This window comes from Microbacterium xylanilyticum (assembly GCF_054654695.1).
This window is the reverse complement of the sequence record NZ_BAAIEN010000002.1, coordinates 344656-360935: the sequence shown is the minus strand read 5'-3', so window position 1 is coordinate 360935 and position 16280 is coordinate 344656. Positions and strand designations below refer to the sequence as shown.

Here is a 16280-nt window from a genome sequence, read left to right as displayed (position 1 = left end):
TGCTACGCGCGGACGCGCCGCCGCGGATCCGTCCGCGAGGCGCACGCCGCGTACTCCCCGGGGAGTACGCGGGCGCGAGGAGTGAGCGCCTGGGCGGCCAGGCGCGCGAGGCTCAGTTCTCCCAGTTGCGGGTGCGCTTGGTGGCGCCGCCCCGCTCGCGCATCATGTACGCGAGGGCGAGGCTGATCGCCAGGATGCCCGCGACGAAGATCGGGCCCTGCCACGAGGGCAGACCGGGAGCGATGCCCAGCAGCGCGAAACCGCCGAGGAACAGAATTCCGAACACGATGTAGTGAAGGATCACCGGGCAACCTCCTGTTGAGCCTCTCGAGTCTATCGCGCGCGGCCCGGCGGCCTCGACCGGCCGCGTCGCTGCGGTGTCCGACCCCGTCGCTTCTCTCGCGCCATGAGCATCTCCTATCCCCCGGTGCCCGGGCTCGTGAACAGCCCCGGCTTCAGCCACGTCGCCGTCATCCCGCCCGGATCCACCCTGATCCACGTCGGAGGGCAGAACGGCGTCGATGAGACCGGCCTGGTCGTCTCCGACGACGTGGCCGTGCAGTCCGCGCGCGCCCTCGAGAACGCCGAGGCGGCCCTCGCCGCCGCCGGCGCGACGCTCGCCGATGTCGTCGGCTGGACCGTGCTGATCCACCAGGACGCGGATCTGCGGGCGGCCTACGGCGCAGTCGGGCCGAAACTCGCGCGCGAGGGCGCTCCCCCGCTGGTCACCGCGGCGCGCGTCGTCGGGCTCGGCGTTCCCGGGGCGCTCATCGAGATCGGCGCCGTCGCCGCCCTCGCGCCCTGAGATCGCGCCTGCTCAGGCCCCGCGCCGGGTCATGCGTCCGGTCCCTGAGCGGGCCGGAGGGCCCGTGGGGGCGAACGCTTCGACAGGCTCAGCGATCGACCGTCTCACACGCCCGCTCCCTGAGCTTGTCGAAGGGCCCGGGTGTGCACGTGTGATCAGCGCCGTCACGACGCGGGTGGCGACCCGAGGTTTCGTGATTTGTTCGTGACCTTTTCCCCATCCGAATTGGTCCTTTTCGACGCTGGAATGTCGGTGGCCCTGGGTTGAATGGGGGCATGACGAACGCAGTCGGCATGGTTCAGGATCCCGGGGTGGACCCGGTGGATCCGGTCGCCGTGCTGGCCATGGTCACGTCCGGGCTCGCGGCGACGGAAGCGTCGATCATCCGGCTGCAGGCGGTGCCGGACGCGCACCTCGCGGTCGCTCAACGGCTTGCTGAGGATCTCGCTGCGGCGTCCGGGTCTATGCGGGGCGAGTCGGTGGATCTGGCCGCGCGCAGTGTCGCTGCGGAGTTGGCGGCGGTGCTGCACATGTCGGATCGCGTCGTACAGGGGCGCATGGCGCGCGCCGCGGAACTGATGACCCGGTACCCGATCACGATGCAGGCGTTCAGCGACGCGCGGATCAACACCGCCCACGTCCGTCTCATCCAAGACACCGCGGCCCGTTTGGACGACGAGGTGCGGGCCGAGTTCGAACAAGCCGCGGTGGCCGCGTGCGAGGGTGAGACGCCGCATCGGGCGAAGCGGATCGTGGAACGCATCGCCGAACGGTTGACGCCGCGCAGCCTCACCGAGCGGCATCGGGAGGCGCAGGAGAAGCGGAGCGTGTGGCGGGAGGAACTCCCCGACGGGCAGAAGGCGCTGGGGCTGGTGCACTCCGCGGCGGTGATCGACGGGATCTACGACCGGCTCACCCAACAAGCCCGCCTGATCAAGACCGCCAACGCGAAAGCCGCGAAGGACGCCGCCTCGGGAACCACCCCGGACCCGGACGAGCTCGGCGACCCGGACGATGACCGCACCCTCGACCAACTCCGCGCCGACCTCTGCGCCGACACCCTCCTCACCGGCACCCCGTCCGGGCACGACACCACCGCCGGGCTGCTCGCGGCGATCCAGGCGCGGGTCGAGGTCACCATCCCGGCGTTCACCGCCATGGCGCACGACCGGGCCCCGCACTGCGGATCGCCTGCGGGCCTGGGATCCGCGCTCGGGGCCCGCACCGAACGGCCTGGCGAGCGCGCCGGCCTCTGGGCCGCATTCGGTGTCCGCGCGGAGCAGCCCGCGGAGCTCGCCGGCGGGCAACCCATCGACACGGACACCGCCCGCCTCCTCGCCGGCGGCGCCACCGCATGGGAACGCGTCCTCACCCACCCCATCACCGGGGCGATCCTCGCCGTCGACCACTACCGCCCCAATGCCGACCTCCGCCGGCTCCTGCACGCCCGCGACGCACGGTGCCGGTTCATCACCTGCGGCCTGCCGCCCATCACCCAGGACCTCGACCACACGATCGACGCCGCCCACGGCGGGCCGACCGAGGAAGGAAACCTCGGCGGACTCTGCCGGAGACACCACGTCCTCAAACACCAGACCGCGTGGACCGTGAAACAACTCGGCGCGGGAGTCCTGGAATGGACCAGCCCCACCGGGGCGAGCTACATCGACCAGCCACCCCCGCCCGTGACCTTCACCATCGACGAACCGGATCTGCCGGGACCGGATCCGCACACGTCACCCGACCAGCCGCCACCGTTCTGATCGCGACTCCGACCGCCCGCCGCACACCGCCCGCGACCCACCGCCCTCCATGCAGGCAGCCCATGACGGATGTCATAGCGGATCCATGACATCGTTCATCGTGCCCCGCGCGCGCCGCGGAGCAGACTGGAAGACATGAACGAGGCGACATCATGAGCGACACCCGGACGGCCCCGTCCGTCACCCGCACTCCCGCAGCACCTCCGGCGGCGATCTCCGCGCACGGGCTGACCAAGCGCTTCCGCGGTTTCACGGCCGTGGACGGCGTGGACATCGAGGTCGCGCAGGGCGAGGTGGTGGCGTTCCTCGGCCCGAACGGGGCCGGCAAGACCACGACGATCGACATGCTGCTCGGGCTCTCCCAGCCCGACGACGGCGACGTCTCCCTGTTCGGGCTCTCGCCCCGTCAGGCGATCGGGCGCGGCTTGGTCTCCGCGGTGATGCAGACCGGCGGCCTGCTCAGCGACGTCACGGTGCGCGACACCATGAAGCTCACCGCCTCGCTGTTCGCGCACACCACGAGCATCGACGCCGCACTCGAGCGCGCCGGCATCGCCGACATCGCCGACCGCAAGGTGCAGAAGTGCTCCGGCGGTCAGCAGCAGCGCCTCCGCTTCGCGATGGCGCTGGTGTCGGATCCGGGTCTCATCGTGCTCGACGAGCCGACCACCGGAATGGACGTCGAGGGACGCCATTCGTTCTGGCAGGCGATCCACGCCGACGCGCAGCGCGGCCGCACCGTCCTGTTCGCGACGCACTACCTCGAAGAGGCCGACCAGTACGCCGACCGGATCATCCTGATCCGCAAGGGCCGGATCGTCGCCGACGGCACGACCGCTGAGATCAAGGCGATGGCGTCGGGCCGCACGGTCGAAGCCGAGTGGGACGATGCGACCGGATCCGCGCAGGCGGAGATCGCGGCTCTCGCCGGAGTCGACTCCGTCGAGGTGCGGGGCCCGCGCATCATCATCCGCGCGAACGACTCGGACGCCGTGGCGCGCCACCTGCTCACCCGCACGAACGCGCACGACGTGACCATCACCAGCCAGAACCTGGAGCAGGCGTTCCTCCGCCTGACCGGCGACGACACGGAAGGGGAATGACCATGACCACCGCTGCAGAGCGCCTGGATCGGATCGATCCGTCCACGCGCCGCGTGCCGCCGCTGGGCGGCTTCAGCCTCACCTTCCTCGGCGTCGAGCTCAAGCGCATCTTCCGCAACTCGAGCGTGGTCGTCTTCACGCTGATCTTCCCGATCGCCATGCTGGTCATGATCGGGCTGCCGAACAAGCACACGGCGATCACGAACGTGCCGGTCAGCCAGGGCGGCATGTCGGCCGCGGTGCCGATCATGATCTCGATGGCGGTGTACGGCGCGATGGTCGCGAGCACCATGACGGGCGTCTCCGTCGCCGCCGAACGCGCACAGGGGTGGAGCCGTCAGCTGCGGCTGACGCCGCTGAACCCGGTCGTCTACATCCTGGTCAAGGTCATCTGCGGCCTCGTGCTCGGCGGGATCGCCGTGCTGGTGACGCTGATCGTCGGCGCCGCGCTGGGCATCACCGCCCCGCTGGGCAACCTCCTCGCCGCGGGCGTGCTCGCGTGGCTGAGCTCGCTCATGCTGACCAGCCTGGGCCTCGCCGTCGGCTATGCGTTCCCCGCGCAGAACGCGATGCGCTACCTGGGCCCGATCCTGCCGATCCTGAGCTTCATGGGCGGTCTGTTCGTCCCGCTCGCGGTCATGCCCGAGGCCGTCCAGATCGGCGCGAAGTTCACTCCGCTGTGGGGCATCGCGGAGCTCTCCCAGTCGGCCATCGTCGGCGTCACGCCGAACGGCTGGGCGGTGCCGAACCTCATCGTCTGGTTCCTCGTCTTCACGGGCCTCGCGGTGCTCATGTTCCGCCGCGACACCAAGCGCGTCTGACGTGACCGACGACATCCGCGACAGGCAGGGCGCGGCGGCAGCGGCCGCCCGCCCCGTCTGGCGTGAGCGCCGGTTCGGAGTCCTGGGGCCCTTCCACATCGGCGAGGGCGGGTTCCTCGACGCTCCATCGCTCGACGGCGTCACCGGCTGGGCGCGGCTGCGGCTGACCCTCGGCGCCCCCGGCGCGAGGCGCTGGTATCCCGGCGCTCTGATCAGCCAGCTGTTCATCGTCGGGTTCATCCTGGTGCCGCTGCTCACCCAGCTGCCGCCGCCGGGGTCGTGGATCTGGGGATTCGCCGTGCTCGTGTACGGCGCGCTGTTCACCGTGTCCTTCCCGGCAGCGATGGCCCTGCCCGATCGATGGCGGTGGGCGCCGCCCGCGGCCCTGCTGCTGCTGTCGCTGCCGTTCATCCTGGTGCTCGGGCCCGACCTCTCCGGGCTCTGGACGTACGTCGCGGTGTCCGCGGCGATGTGCTTCGGCGGCGACCGCCGCGCGGTGTTTTCCGTGTTCGGGCTGGCTGTGGCCGCCCTCCTGATCAACCTGATCGACGCAGCGCTGCAGCCGTCGAACACCCCGCCGTGGACGATGCCGCTGATCATCCTCTCCATCGGCACCCTGATGGCCGCGTTCACCCGCAACCTGCAGACCCTGGCCCAGCTGCGGCGCACGCAGAAGGAGCTGGCCACGGTCGCCGTCGAGGAGGAGCGCAACCGTCTGGCCCGAGACATGCACGACATCCTCGGGCACTCGCTGTCGGCGATCGCACTGAAGGCCGACCTCGCCGCCAAGCTGGCCGAGCGAGATCCGGTCGCGGCCTCCGCCGAGATCCACGAGGTGCAGACCCTCGCCCGCGCCACCCTCAGCGACATGCGCGCCGTCGTCTCCGGCTACCGCCAGGTGCGGGTGGCGAGCGAGCTGGCCTCGCTGCGCACGCTCCTGCCCGCCGCGGGCATCACCGCCCACCTGCCCACCACCACCGACGAGGTGCCGGAGCGCAACCGCGAGCTCTTCGGCTGGGCTCTGCGCGAGGCCGCCACGAACGTGATCCGCCACGCCGCCGCGACCCACTGCTGGGTGACGCTCGCTCCCGGTCGCATCACGATCGAGGACGACGGCGTGGGCCCCTCGCCGCGCACGGCGGACGACGCCGTGGGCACCGGTCTGGCGGGCCTCGCGGAGCGGGCGGCCGACGCCGGCGGCGCCCTCACGATCGGCCGCTCCCGTCACGGCGGGTTCCTCCTGGAGGTCACCGCATGACGCCCGACGACAGCACGGTTCCCGGGAAGGCGGCAGTCTCGAGCGACAGGATCCGGATCCTGCTCGCCGATGATCAGGCGCTCGTGCGCGGCGCTCTGGCGACGCTGCTCGGTCTCGAGGACGATCTGGACGTCATCGCTCAGGTGGGCCGGGGCGACGAGGTCCTGCCCGCCGCCGAGCGACACCGCCCGGACATCGCCCTTCTCGACGTGGAGATGCCGGGGGTCGACGGCCTCACCGCTGCCGCGCAGCTGCGCCGGACCCTGCCCGAGGTGCGGATCGTCATCGTCACCACGTTCGGCCGGGCCGGGTATCTCTCCCGCGCCCTCGCCGCCGGCGTGGCCGGGTACGTGGTCAAGGACACCCCCGCCTCCGAGCTCGCCGACGTCGTGCGCCGGGTGATGCGCGGCGAGACCGTCATCGACGCGGCGCTCGCCACGGACGCGCTCACGGCCGGGCCGTCGCCGCTCACGCCGCGCGAGGCGGAAGTGCTCACCGCCGCGCGGGACGGCGGCACCATCTCCGACATCGCCCGCGCGCTGCACCTCTCCGAGGGCACGACGAGGAACCATCTGTCCTCCGCGATGCAGAAGCTCGAGGCGCGGACCCGTGCCGACGCAGCGCGCATCGCGCAGGAACGCGGCTGGCTGCTCTGACCCATCCCATCGCTTCAGGATCCGGTCCCGCCGATCGCCTACACTCAGCACCATGACCGGAGGTCCCCCTGCTTCGTCGCGCCTGCGGCGCCCCTCGCCGGCGGTGATCCGCCGACGGCGGCTCGTGGTCGGACTGATCGGCGTCCTCGCGGTCGCGCTCGTCGCCGTCGTCACGACCACCGTCGTCCACACCGCCCTCGGCGGCGGCGATCCGAAGGCGGCCGTCGCCGGCGCCAAGGCCACGCCCACCCCGACGTCCACGCCGCTCACGCCGGCCCAGCAGCTGCTGAAGACCGCCGCGGATCCGGCCAAGGCCTGCGCGGTCTCCTTCTCGGGCGACGGCATCGCTCAGGCCCCCCTGCTGCAGACCGAGGGCGTGCTCTACACCGGGCTGCCGATCCCGGAGAAGGCCGGCGCGGTGTTCGCCGGCTGGTACCCGACCCCGGAGGCCGCGCAGGCCCAGGTGCAGACCGATCGCGTGAACGGCTCGCAGCTCACCGCGTGCACCGACCACCAGCGCACCCTGTACGCGGCGTGGACCACGCCCGAGCAGAACGTCGCCACCGCGGCGAAGATCCCGATTCTGATGTACCACCAGTTCACGACCAAGCCCGGCGGCGAGGACAACTGGCTGCGCAACAACTACGTGTACATCGAGGACTTCAAGGCGCAGATGGATTACATCGCGAGCGCGAAGTTCTACATGCCCACCTGGGACGAGCTGAACGCGTTCATCGATGGCAAGCTCTTCCTGCCGCAGCACTCCCTCATCATCACGGACGACGACGCGGATCCGACCTGGCTGCAGCTCGCGGTGCCGGTGGTGACCGAGCGGAAGCTCCTCACCACCTCGTTCGTGATCACGTCGGTCCGCAAGGAGGGCTCCCCCTCGCCGTACGTGCTGCAGCGCTCGCACACCAACGACATGCACCGCGCCGGCGACAACGGCAAGGGGCGCATGGTGAACCTGTCCGCCGACGAGGTCGCCGCGGACCTGGAGGAGTCGGCGAAGGTGCTCGGGGTCAAGGAGGTCATCGCCTACCCGTACGGCCACTACAACGCGACCGCCGAGGAGGGCGTGACCAAGGCCGGGTTCCTGCTCGCGCGCACGATCGAGTACGGCTACGTGAAGATCGGCACGAACAAGCTCGAGCTGCCGGTGATCCGCATCAACTACGGCGACACGGTCCAGGGACTCAAGGACAACATCGGCTGACGCTGTCTCGGCCCGTGGTGACGCGGCCGGGCGTCACTCCGCGGCCGCGGTCTCCGCCTCGAGCCGCACGCGCCGGCGCTCCTCTGCCCTGCGTGCCTGGCGCACCGAGCGACGAGGCGCGTAGACCACCAGCGAGTGGAACAGGAAGCGCACGAAGAACGCCGCGATCAGCGTGATCGCCGCCGCGAGGATGCTGGAGATGTGCCAGGTCTCGACCATGAGCGCGAGGACCGGGATCCGCACGGCCGCCTCGACGTTGTTGAAGGTGAAGGACTGGGCGAAGCGCACGCCGATCGCGGCGGCGTCGCTGCGCATGTCGTTGAAGACGTAGCGCTCCTGCAGGAGGAAGTTGCCGATGATGGTGACCTCGGCCGCGATGATCGCCGCCCAGACGTACTCCATGCCGAGGTGCGTCAGCGCCCACATGATGGCGAGGTTCGCCAGCGCGCCGACGCCGCCGATAATCGCGAACAGCGACATCTTGCCGAACCGCAGCCGCGCGAGGTGCTGGAGGAACTGCATGCCCTGCACGAACGACGCCTTGGACTGACCGTGCAGCCGCTCGCCGAACTCCATCGGCACCTCGGCGATGCGCACGTCGGAGCGGACGAGGATCTCGAGCAGGATCTTGAACCCGTTCGGGCGCAGGGCGCTGGGGTCGATCCGGCGACGGTCCACGAGGAAGTATCCGGTCATCGGATCCGAGGCGCCGGAGAGCCGGATCGGGAACATCGCCTTGGTGAGCAGGGTCGCGCCGCGGGACACTCCGACGCGAACGGCCCCGGCGAGGCCGCCGTTGTCCCCGCCGCCGATGTACCGGGAGGCGATCACGACGTCCGCGTCGCCGTCCTCGAACCGCTCGATCATGTCGGGCAGGAGCTCCGGCGGGTGCTGCAGGTCGCCGTCCATGACGATGCAGACGTCGTACGCGGCGGCGCGGATGCCCTCGACCACGGCGCCGCCGAGACCGCCGACCGGCTTGTCGCGATGCAGCAGCCGCACGGGCACGGGAGCGTCGGCGGCGATCCGCCGGATCACGTCGGGGGTGTCGTCCGAGCTGTCGTCGACGAACAGGATCTCGACATTGCGGTCCACGAGGGCGGCGGAGACCCGGGAGACGAGGGCTGCGATGTTGTCGCGCTCGTTGTAGGTCGGGATGATGACCGTGGCGCCGGGTACGGGGTCCCCGGCAGACATGTCCTCCATGCCCCTCCTCCGTTCGCCTGAGTCGCCATGATCCCATGCGAAACCATGCGGAACCTGCGCGTTTGGTGTCAGACACTCTTCCCCATGCAGGCTAACGGCGGGTGAACGCGGGGCAAGGCCCTTGCGCCCGCGCCGCCCTTCACCCCTCGGATCCGCCGTACCCTGGATACATGACGACTCCTGCCTCCGACTCGATCACCATGTTCGGCGCCGACTGGTGCCGCGACTGCATCCGCACCAAGAAGCAGCTCGACGAGCTCGGCATCGAGTACACCTACATCGACCTCGTCGCGGATCCCGCGGCCGCCGACGTCGCCAAGGAGATCTCCGGCCGCACCAACATCCCCGTGGTGGTGTACCCCGACGCCTCGCACCACGTCGAGCCGTCGAACGCCGACGTCGAGGCGAAGCTCCGCGAGCTGTCCCTGATCTGACGCCCTAGGGACGCTGGGTCCCTGAGCGAGCCGAAGGCGAGACGAAGGGCGCCGATACACTGACGCGCATGAGCATCGCCGCTCGGGCCGGACGGGCCCCCACGCGCCTTCCCGCACGCACGGTCGCCCGCTATGCGGCCGGGTCCCTCGGAACCGGCGGGTTCGCGACGCTGCCCGGCCTGGTGCTCGCGTACTTCCTGACGGACAACCTCGGCGTCGCCGCGATCGTCGCCGGCACGATCGTGACCCTGGCGAAGATCTGGGACGTCGTGATCGACCCGGTGATCGGCGCCTGGTCGGATCGCAGCCTCATCCGCACCGGCAGCCGCAAGCGCTTCATGCTGATCGGAGCGTGCACGCTGCCGGTGTTCTTCGCGCTCACGTTCGCGGTGCCGCCCGTGTTCGGCCCGGTCACGGGCGTCATCTGCGTGCTGGTCGCGTTCCTCGCTACCGCCACCACGTTCAGCCTGTTCCAGGTGCCGTACATCGCACTGCCCGCCGAGCTGACGTCGAGCTACGACGAGCGCACCCGGCTGCTGAGCTGGCGCGTCATCGTGCTCACGGTGACGATCCTGCTCTTCGGCGGTGGCGGGCCGGAGCTGCGCCGCCTCACCGGCGACCCCGTCACCGGCTATCTCGTGATGGGCGTGGTCGCGGGCATCGTGATCGGCGTCGGCATGCTCATCGCCGCGCGCACCGCAGACGACGCCGTGGTCGCGCCCGCGACGGTCGAGCACGTCGGCATCCGGGCGCAATACGCCGCAGGATTCGCCGCCGTACGCCGCTCGCAGCCGTTCCGCGCCCTGCTGGGCACCTACCTGCTGCAGGCGCTCGCGACCGGCACCATGCTGGCCGGGGCGCAGTACGTGGCGACCTGGGTGATGCGCTCCGAGAGCGCGGTGACGCTGCTGTTCGTCGCGCTCGTCGCCCCGGCCGTCGTCGCCACGCCGGTGTGGGAGCGGGTGTCGCGGCGGATCGGCAAGGAACGCGCGTTCCGGATCGCCTCGGCCCTCTTCCTCCTCGCCTCCGCCTCGATCGTGATCGCCCTGTGGGTCCCCGGATCCTGGATCTACGCCTCGGTCGCGATCGCAGGCGTGGCCTACGCCGGGATGCAGGCCCTTCCGATGGCGATGCTTCCCGACGTGATCTCGCACGACGAGCGCACCAGCGGCCCCGGACAGGCCGGCACATTCACGGGGATGTGGACCGCCTCGGAGACGGTCGGCTTCGCCCTCGGCACCACGATCGTCGCGATCGTGCTCGCGGTCACCGGGTACGTCTCGCGCACGACCGGCGCAGCGACCGCCATCGTGCAGCCGGCGAGCGCGGTCACGGGGATCGTGCTGACGTTCAGCGTCGTGCCGGCGGTGCTCATGCTGCTGAGCCTGGCCACCCTGGCCCGCTACGGACTGCGCCGCCGAGACATCGACGGCGCCGATCACTGAGACTCAGTCCCACACGGACGGCGTACGCTGAAGCCAGACCGCGCCGAAGGAGACCCGATGCCCGACACCCTCGCCGACGACGTCCGCGCCCCGATCGAGGAGGACATCGCCGTCCTGCGCAGGGGTTCCGCCGCGTGGTCCGCGCTGACCATCGGCCAGCGCGTCACCCTGCTGCGCGGGGTGCGCCGCACGGTCGCGGCGAACGCGCGCACCTGGGCCCGCACCGCGGTGCGCTCGAAGCAGCTGGGCGACGATCATCCGCTCCGCGGCGAGGAGTGGCTGAGCGGCCCGTACGCGACGCTCGGCGCGCTGGACGCCTACATCGAGACGCTGGACCGCATCGCGAACGGGCGCAACCCGCTCGACGACATCCGGATCGACCGCACCGCGAGCGGCCAGACGCGCGTGCACGCCTTCCCGCTCCTCGGCATCGACAAGCTGCTGCTGTCCGGCTTCACCGGCGAGGTGTGGCTCGCGCCGGGCGTCACACCGGGCGATGCCCGCGCCCGCGCCGGACTGGCCCAGCGCTCTCCGGAACCGGGCGACGGCGGCATCGGACTCGTGCTCGGCGCCGGCAACATCACCTCCATCCCCGTGCTCGACGTGCTGTACGAACTGCTCGCGCACGACCGCGTGGTGCTGCTGAAGGTCAATCCCACGCAGGATGCGCTCGTGCCGGTGTTCCAGAAGGCGCTCGCTCCGCTCATCGCGCCCGGGTTCCTGCGGATCGTGCGCGGCGGCCCCGACGTCGGCGCCCACCTCACCGCGCATGACGCCTTCGCGCATGTCCACATCACCGGATCCGCGCCGACCTTCGACGCGATCGTGTGGGGGCCGTCCACGGGCTCCGGGGCCGCGCAGGCGAAGCGCCGCAAGCGGGAGAACCGTCCGCTGCTGAAGAAGCCCATCACCGCCGAGCTCGGCGGGGTCTCGCCGATCATCGTGATGCCGGGCACGTGGAGCGACGAGGATCTCCGCTTCCAGGCCGAGCACGTCGCCACGATGCGGCTGCAGAATGCCGGCCACAACTGCATCGCCGGCCAGGTCGTGATCCTGTCGAGCGACTGGGCGCAGAAGGATCAGTTCCTCACCGAGCTGCGCCGCGCCTACGCGATCGCTCCGGAGCGCCCCATCTGGTACCCCCGTTCCGAGGAGCGGATGGCGCAGGCCGCGGAGGCGTATCCCGAGGCGCTCGTGCTGGCCGACCGCCTCCTCGTCGAGATCCGCGAGGGCGACGACGCCACGGCGCTGGAGCGGACCGAGTACTTCGCGCCCGTGCTGGGCGTGGAGCAGCTCCCCGGCACCGGTCAGGCGTTCCTGGATGCGGCGGTCGCGCATGCGAACGAGAAGCTGCAGGGCACGCTCGGCGCGAACGTGCTGATCGACCCCGCCACCGAGGCCTCCCTCGGCGCAGGCTTCGAGCGGGCGATCACGGCGCTGCGCTACGGATCCATCGCGATCAACACCTGGACCGCATTCGGCTTCATCACGCCCACGGTCACCTGGGGCGCCTTCCCGGGCAACACGATCGCCGACGTCGGCAGCGGGATCGGCGTCGTGCACAACGCGCTGCTGCTCGCCGATGTGGAGCGCTCGGTGGTGCGCGGGCCGTTCCGCCCGTTCCCCCGAACGGCGTCGATCGTGCGCGACGGCGGCCGTCTCACGATCCTGCCGAAGCCGCCGTGGTTCGCCTCGTCCCGCACCGGCGCCGAGGTCAGCGAGGGGCTGACCCGGTTCCGCGCACAGGGCGGGGTGCTCGCGCTGCTCCGCACGCTCGCACAGGCGATGCGGGCGTAGCCGGACCGCGAGGTCACGACATCGGGGCGAGCGCTACGGCGTGGCCACCGAGAAGGTGTCGCACTGGCCCAGGCCGTTCTTGTAGCCGTTCGCGAACCAGTACTCACGCTGCTTGCTGGATCCGTGCGTCCAGCTCTCGGGGTTCGTGTATCCGGCGGACTGCTGCTGGATGTGATCGTCTCCGACGGCAGCCGCCGCGTCCAGGGCGTCCTTGATCTGCGCCTCGGTCGGCTTCTGGAAGTAGGCGACGCCGTTCTTGTCCTTCTGGTCCGTCAGATCGGCGATGAACGCCCCCGCGTAGCAGTCGGCCTGCAGCTCGGTGCGCACGCCGTTGCTCGTCGGGCCGGTGCCGTTGTTCGGGTACTTCTCCATCGTGCCGGTGATGTTCTGGATGTGGTGCCCGTACTCGTGCGCGACGACGTACACCTGGGCCAGATCGCCGGCCTCGGCGCCGAACTGCTGGTGCAGCAGCTGGAAGAAGGTGGGGTCGATGTACACGGTCTGATCCGACGGGCAGTAGAACGGACCCACATCGTTCGAGGCCGTACCGCAGGGGGTCGAGGTGGAACCGTCGACGCTGACCTGGCCGGGCTTCACGTATCCCTTCACGTGCTTCGACCAGTACTGGTTCAGGGCGAGCGAGGTCGCCGCGACGCGGCAGTCCACGCTGCTGTTGGCGTCGCTGCCCGTCTTGCAGCTCTGCACGGATCCCTCGGTCGGCCCCGCACCCTGCTGCTGGCTCTGCGACGTGCCGGTGCCTCCGCCGAGGAGACCGGTGAGGTCGACACCGGTGAACGCGCTGATCAGCAGCACCACGACCGCGCCGAGGCCGACCACGCCGCCGCCGGCGATCGCGGCGGTGCGCCCGCCGCCACGCCGCTGCACGTTGTTGTCTGAGACATCGGCATCCGGGTTGAACGTCATGAGCACAGTTTTCCACGGTCTGCACCCCGGCGGCGAGGCATAGGCTCGCACTGAGATGGGATCCACGGCGGAAGGGAGCCGAAAGTGACCACGACGGTGACTCTGACCGGAGCCGGCGGCCAGATCGGGTACGCGCTGATGTTCCGGATCGCGGCCGGCGACATGCTCGGCCCCGAGGAGAAGGTGCGACTGCGGCTGCTGGAGATCCCCGCGGGGATCGCCGCTGCGGAGGGCGCCGCGCTGGAGCTGCAGGACGGCGCGTTCGAGCTGGTCGAGCACGTCGAGGTCACGGACGATCCCGCGGTGGGCTTCGACGGCGCCGACCACGCCCTGCTCGTGGGCGCTCGCCCACGCGGCCCCGGCATGGAGCGCGGCGACCTGCTCGCGGCCAACGGCTCGATCTTCGGCCCGCAGGGAGCCGCGATCGCCGCGCACGCCGCCGCCGGGGTGCGCGTCACGGTGGTCGGCAACCCGGCGAACACGAACGCGCTGATCGCCGCGGCATCCGCCGACGGCGTGCCGCCGGAGCGGTTCAGCGCCCTCACCCGGCTCGACGAGAACCGCGCGCGCGGCCAGCTCGCCGCGGCGCTGGGCGCCCCCGTCGCCGACATCGCCGGGGTCACCATCTGGGGCAACCACTCGGCGACCCAGTTCCCTGACGTGGCGCACGCCACGGTCGCCGGGCGTCCGGTGCCCGAGGCGCTCGCCGAGCAGACCGCGGACGTGCGCACCTGGCTGGAGAGCACCTTCATCCCCCGCGTCGCCGAGCGCGGTGCGGAGATCATCCGGGTGCGTGGGTCGTCCTCGGTGGCCTCCGCCGCGAACGCGACCATCGACCACGTGCGCGACTGGGCGCTCGGCACCGGCGAACGCCGCACGAGCGCCGCCGTGGTCTCGCACGGCGAGTACGGCGTGCCCGAGGGGCTGATCAGCTCCTTCCCGGTGCGCTCGGTCGACGGCGAATGGCGGATCGTGGAAGGACTGGATCCGGATGCGTGGGCGCGGGAGCGCATCGACCGCTCGGTCGCCGAGCTCGTCTCCGAGCGCGACGCCGTCCGCGCCCTCGCCCTGATCTGACGGCTCCCCATCGGTCCCTGAGCGAGCCGAAGGCGAGACGAAGGGCGCCAGAAACGCCCAAGGGCCTACCGGTCCCTGAGCGAGGAGCGAAGCGACGAGACGAAGGGCGCTCGGATTCCAGGGTGCGGGCGTCCTTCCTCTCGCTGCGCTCGCTCAGGAACCGGTGTGGCGCGGCGCTCGCTCAGGAGTCAGGGCGCGCCACCCGGCGTCAGCGTCCCCGCGAACGCCGACTCCAGCCCTGCAGGTCGTCGAGCCGGCCCTCGATCAGCGCCCAGCTTCTTGGCCCCGGTTCCAGCGATGGATCCGCCGCTCCCATGCGAACGCTTCATCGACGCGCTCGAACTCCGCGACCCACACCAATTGCACAGGGCGCCTGCGACGCGTGTAATCCCCGCCGAACCCCTGCTGATGCTGTTCCAGCCGCCAGGCGAGGTCTGTCGTGCTGCCCGTGTAGAAACTGTCATCAGCGCATCGGAGGATGTAGACATGCGGCATGTCGGTCACAGTATCGACCTGCCCTCAGCGGCTCCTCCCCTTGTCCACAGGCGTCCTTCGTCTCGCGCAGCGGTCCCTGAGCGAGGAGCGCAGCGACGAGACGAAGGGCGCTCAGGAACCGGAAGGGCGCCCGCGATCCCGGCGAATCAGATCGTGGCGGCGTCGATCACGAAGCGGAACTTGACGTCGCTGGCGAGCACGCGCTCGTAGGCGTCGTTGATACCGCTCGCGTCGATGAGCTCGATCTCCGCGGCGATGCCGTGCTCGGCGCAGAAGTCGAGCATCTCCTGGGTCTCCGCGATCCCGCCGATGGCGGATCCGGCCAGCGACCGGCGGTGTCCGAGCAGCTGGCTGATCGAGAGCGACATCTGCTCCGGCGGCGCGCCGACGCACACCAGGACCCCGTTCGTGTCGAGCAGGCGCAGGTAGTCGTCCAGCGGCAGCGGGGCGCTCACCGTGTTCAGGATGACGTCGAAGGCGCGCTTGTTCTCGGCGAACGTGGCGGGGTCCGACGTGGCGAGATAGCGGTCGGCGCCGAGCCGGATCCCCTCGTCCTGCTTGCGCAGCGACTGCGAGAGCACGGTGACCTCGGCCCCCAGGGCGTGCGCGATCTGGACGGCCATGTGCCCCAGGCCGCCGAGGCCTACCACCGCGACGCGCGTGCCCGGCCCGACCTTCCAGTGCCGCAGCGGCGAGTACGTGGTGATGCCGGCGCACAGCAGCGGGGCCGCGCGATCCAGCGGGATCGCGTCGGGGATGCGCACGACGAACCCCTCCGTGACGACCACCTGACGCGAGTACCCGCCCTGGGTCACCGTGCCGTCGCGGTCGATCGAGCCGTACGTGCCCACGGATCCGCCCGTGCAGTACTGCTCCTCGCCGCGCCGGCAGGCGCCGCATTCGCCGCACGAGTTCACCAGGCAGCCGACGCCGACGCGGTCGCCCACGGCGAAGCGCGTGACGTCGGATCCCACCGCCGCGACCGTGCCGGCGATCTCGTGTCCCGGCGCGAGCGGATAGTGCTGCGGGCCCCAGTCGCCGCGCACCGTGTGGATGTCGGAGTGGCAGATGCCGGCATACGCGATGTCGATGACGACGTCCAGAGGGCCGGGCTCCCGGCGCTCGATCGTGGTGGGCGCGAGGGGTGCTCCCTCGCTCGGTGCGGCGTAGGCGGCGACGACGGGCATGACACTCCTCAGCGGACTGCGGACGGGGGACACGTGCGAGCGTACCCCGCTGCGGGGGGGGGTCGGCGCGAGGACGCCCGATGCGGCCGGCAC

Annotated in this window: 16 protein-coding genes; 11 read left to right on the top strand and 5 right to left on the bottom strand. The window is 70.9% G+C overall.

The window, feature by feature from the left end:
* Window positions 1-112: 112 nt before the first annotated feature.
* On the bottom strand, window positions 113-304 hold the full coding sequence (locus ACYQ1L_RS02175) for a hypothetical protein (RefSeq protein WP_460002631.1): 192 nt from the start codon (window positions 302-304) through the stop codon (window positions 113-115).
* A 102-nt stretch (window positions 305-406) separates the two neighbouring features.
* On the opposite strand from ACYQ1L_RS02175, the gene ACYQ1L_RS02170 reads away from it, so the two are divergent.
* The 7 genes from ACYQ1L_RS02170 (at window position 407) to ACYQ1L_RS02140 (ending at window position 7622) form a co-directional block, all read left to right on the top strand.
* Window positions 407-805 carry a RidA family protein gene (locus tag ACYQ1L_RS02170; protein WP_460002630.1) on the top strand — a complete coding sequence of 133 codons (399 nt, stop codon included), beginning with the start codon at window positions 407-409 and terminating at the stop codon, window positions 803-805.
* A 275-nt stretch (window positions 806-1080) separates the two neighbouring features.
* Entirely contained in the window at window positions 1081-2568 is a 1488-nt protein-coding gene (locus ACYQ1L_RS02165) for an HNH endonuclease signature motif containing protein (RefSeq protein WP_460002629.1), read from the top strand.
* Between the two features lie 152 nt (window positions 2569-2720).
* Window positions 2721-3671 carry an ABC transporter ATP-binding protein gene (locus ACYQ1L_RS02160; RefSeq protein ID WP_460002628.1) on the top strand — a complete coding sequence of 317 codons (951 nt, stop codon included), beginning with the start codon at window positions 2721-2723 and terminating at the stop codon, window positions 3669-3671.
* A gap of 2 nt (window positions 3672-3673) precedes the next feature.
* On the top strand, window positions 3674-4492 hold the full coding sequence (locus tag ACYQ1L_RS02155; protein ID WP_460002627.1) for an ABC transporter permease: 819 nt from the start codon (window positions 3674-3676) through the stop codon (window positions 4490-4492).
* Between the two features lies 1 nt (window position 4493).
* Window positions 4494-5750 carry a sensor histidine kinase gene (locus tag ACYQ1L_RS02150; RefSeq protein ID WP_460002626.1) on the top strand — a complete coding sequence of 419 codons (1257 nt, stop codon included), beginning with the start codon at window positions 4494-4496 and terminating at the stop codon, window positions 5748-5750.
* Window positions 5747-6406 carry a response regulator transcription factor gene (locus tag ACYQ1L_RS02145; protein ID WP_460002625.1) on the top strand — a complete coding sequence of 220 codons (660 nt, stop codon included), beginning with the start codon at window positions 5747-5749 and terminating at the stop codon, window positions 6404-6406. Before ACYQ1L_RS02150 ends, ACYQ1L_RS02145 begins: the two co-directional genes overlap by 4 nt.
* Before the next feature lie 52 nt (window positions 6407-6458).
* Window positions 6459-7622, top strand: coding sequence for a polysaccharide deacetylase family protein (locus ACYQ1L_RS02140; RefSeq protein ID WP_460002624.1), 1164 nt, complete (start codon window positions 6459-6461; stop codon window positions 7620-7622).
* Window positions 7623-7655: 33 nt separating this feature from the next.
* On the opposite strand, the gene ACYQ1L_RS02135 is transcribed toward ACYQ1L_RS02140, so the two are convergent.
* A complete protein-coding gene (locus tag ACYQ1L_RS02135; RefSeq protein WP_460002623.1) occupies window positions 7656-8828 on the bottom strand; it encodes a glycosyltransferase in 1173 nt (390 codons plus the stop codon).
* Window positions 8829-8998: 170 nt separating this feature from the next.
* Between ACYQ1L_RS02135 and ACYQ1L_RS02130 the strand changes: the two genes are divergently transcribed.
* From ACYQ1L_RS02130 to ACYQ1L_RS02120, 3 genes are all read left to right on the top strand, one after another.
* Window positions 8999-9262, top strand: coding sequence for a glutaredoxin family protein (locus ACYQ1L_RS02130; RefSeq protein ID WP_460002622.1), 264 nt, complete (start codon window positions 8999-9001; stop codon window positions 9260-9262).
* Window positions 9263-9330: 68 nt separating this feature from the next.
* Window positions 9331-10707, top strand: coding sequence for an MFS transporter (locus ACYQ1L_RS02125; RefSeq protein ID WP_460002621.1), 1377 nt, complete (start codon window positions 9331-9333; stop codon window positions 10705-10707).
* 57 nt (window positions 10708-10764) lie between these two features.
* Complete coding sequence (locus ACYQ1L_RS02120; protein ID WP_460002620.1) at window positions 10765-12504, top strand: aldehyde dehydrogenase family protein; 1740 nt, start codon at window positions 10765-10767, stop codon at window positions 12502-12504.
* Window positions 12505-12537: 33 nt separating this feature from the next.
* Here ACYQ1L_RS02120 and ypfJ read toward each other — a convergent pair whose 3' ends face one another.
* Window positions 12538-13428 (bottom strand): KPN_02809 family neutral zinc metallopeptidase, encoded by an 891-nt coding sequence (gene ypfJ, locus ACYQ1L_RS02115; RefSeq protein WP_460002619.1) that lies wholly within the window; start codon window positions 13426-13428, stop codon window positions 12538-12540.
* Window positions 13429-13512: 84 nt separating this feature from the next.
* Between ypfJ and ACYQ1L_RS02110 the strand changes: the two genes are divergently transcribed.
* Complete coding sequence (locus tag ACYQ1L_RS02110) at window positions 13513-14505, top strand: malate dehydrogenase (RefSeq protein ID WP_460002618.1); 993 nt, start codon at window positions 13513-13515, stop codon at window positions 14503-14505.
* A gap of 264 nt (window positions 14506-14769) precedes the next feature.
* On the opposite strand, the gene ACYQ1L_RS02105 is transcribed toward ACYQ1L_RS02110, so the two are convergent.
* Window positions 14770-15000 (bottom strand): GIY-YIG nuclease family protein, encoded by a 231-nt coding sequence (locus ACYQ1L_RS02105; RefSeq protein WP_460002617.1) that lies wholly within the window; start codon window positions 14998-15000, stop codon window positions 14770-14772.
* Between the two features lie 146 nt (window positions 15001-15146).
* Window positions 15147-16187, bottom strand: coding sequence for an NAD(P)-dependent alcohol dehydrogenase (locus ACYQ1L_RS02100; RefSeq protein ID WP_460002616.1), 1041 nt, complete (start codon window positions 16185-16187; stop codon window positions 15147-15149).
* Window positions 16188-16280 lie beyond the last annotated feature (93 nt).

Coding starts and splice junctions, on each gene's coding strand:
- ACYQ1L_RS02130 (WP_460002622.1), top strand. CDS start 8,999: ATGACGACTCCTGCCTCCGACTCGATCACCATGTTCGGCGCCGACTGG.
- ypfJ (WP_460002619.1), bottom strand. CDS start 13,428: ATGACGTTCAACCCGGATGCCGATGTCTCAGACAACAACGTGCAGCGG.
- ACYQ1L_RS02125 (WP_460002621.1), top strand. CDS start 9,331: ATGAGCATCGCCGCTCGGGCCGGACGGGCCCCCACGCGCCTTCCCGCA.
- ACYQ1L_RS02145 (WP_460002625.1), top strand. CDS start 5,747: ATGACGCCCGACGACAGCACGGTTCCCGGGAAGGCGGCAGTCTCGAGC.
- ACYQ1L_RS02165 (WP_460002629.1), top strand. CDS start 1,081: ATGACGAACGCAGTCGGCATGGTTCAGGATCCCGGGGTGGACCCGGTG.
- ACYQ1L_RS02105 (WP_460002617.1), bottom strand. CDS start 15,000: ATGCCGCATGTCTACATCCTCCGATGCGCTGATGACAGTTTCTACACG.
- ACYQ1L_RS02160 (WP_460002628.1), top strand. CDS start 2,721: ATGAGCGACACCCGGACGGCCCCGTCCGTCACCCGCACTCCCGCAGCA.
- ACYQ1L_RS02135 (WP_460002623.1), bottom strand. CDS start 8,828: ATGGAGGACATGTCTGCCGGGGACCCCGTACCCGGCGCCACGGTCATC.
- ACYQ1L_RS02100 (WP_460002616.1), bottom strand. CDS start 16,187: ATGCCCGTCGTCGCCGCCTACGCCGCACCGAGCGAGGGAGCACCCCTC.
- ACYQ1L_RS02155 (WP_460002627.1), top strand. CDS start 3,674: ATGACCACCGCTGCAGAGCGCCTGGATCGGATCGATCCGTCCACGCGC.
- ACYQ1L_RS02170 (WP_460002630.1), top strand. CDS start 407: ATGAGCATCTCCTATCCCCCGGTGCCCGGGCTCGTGAACAGCCCCGGC.
- ACYQ1L_RS02120 (WP_460002620.1), top strand. CDS start 10,765: ATGCCCGACACCCTCGCCGACGACGTCCGCGCCCCGATCGAGGAGGAC.
- ACYQ1L_RS02140 (WP_460002624.1), top strand. CDS start 6,459: ATGACCGGAGGTCCCCCTGCTTCGTCGCGCCTGCGGCGCCCCTCGCCG.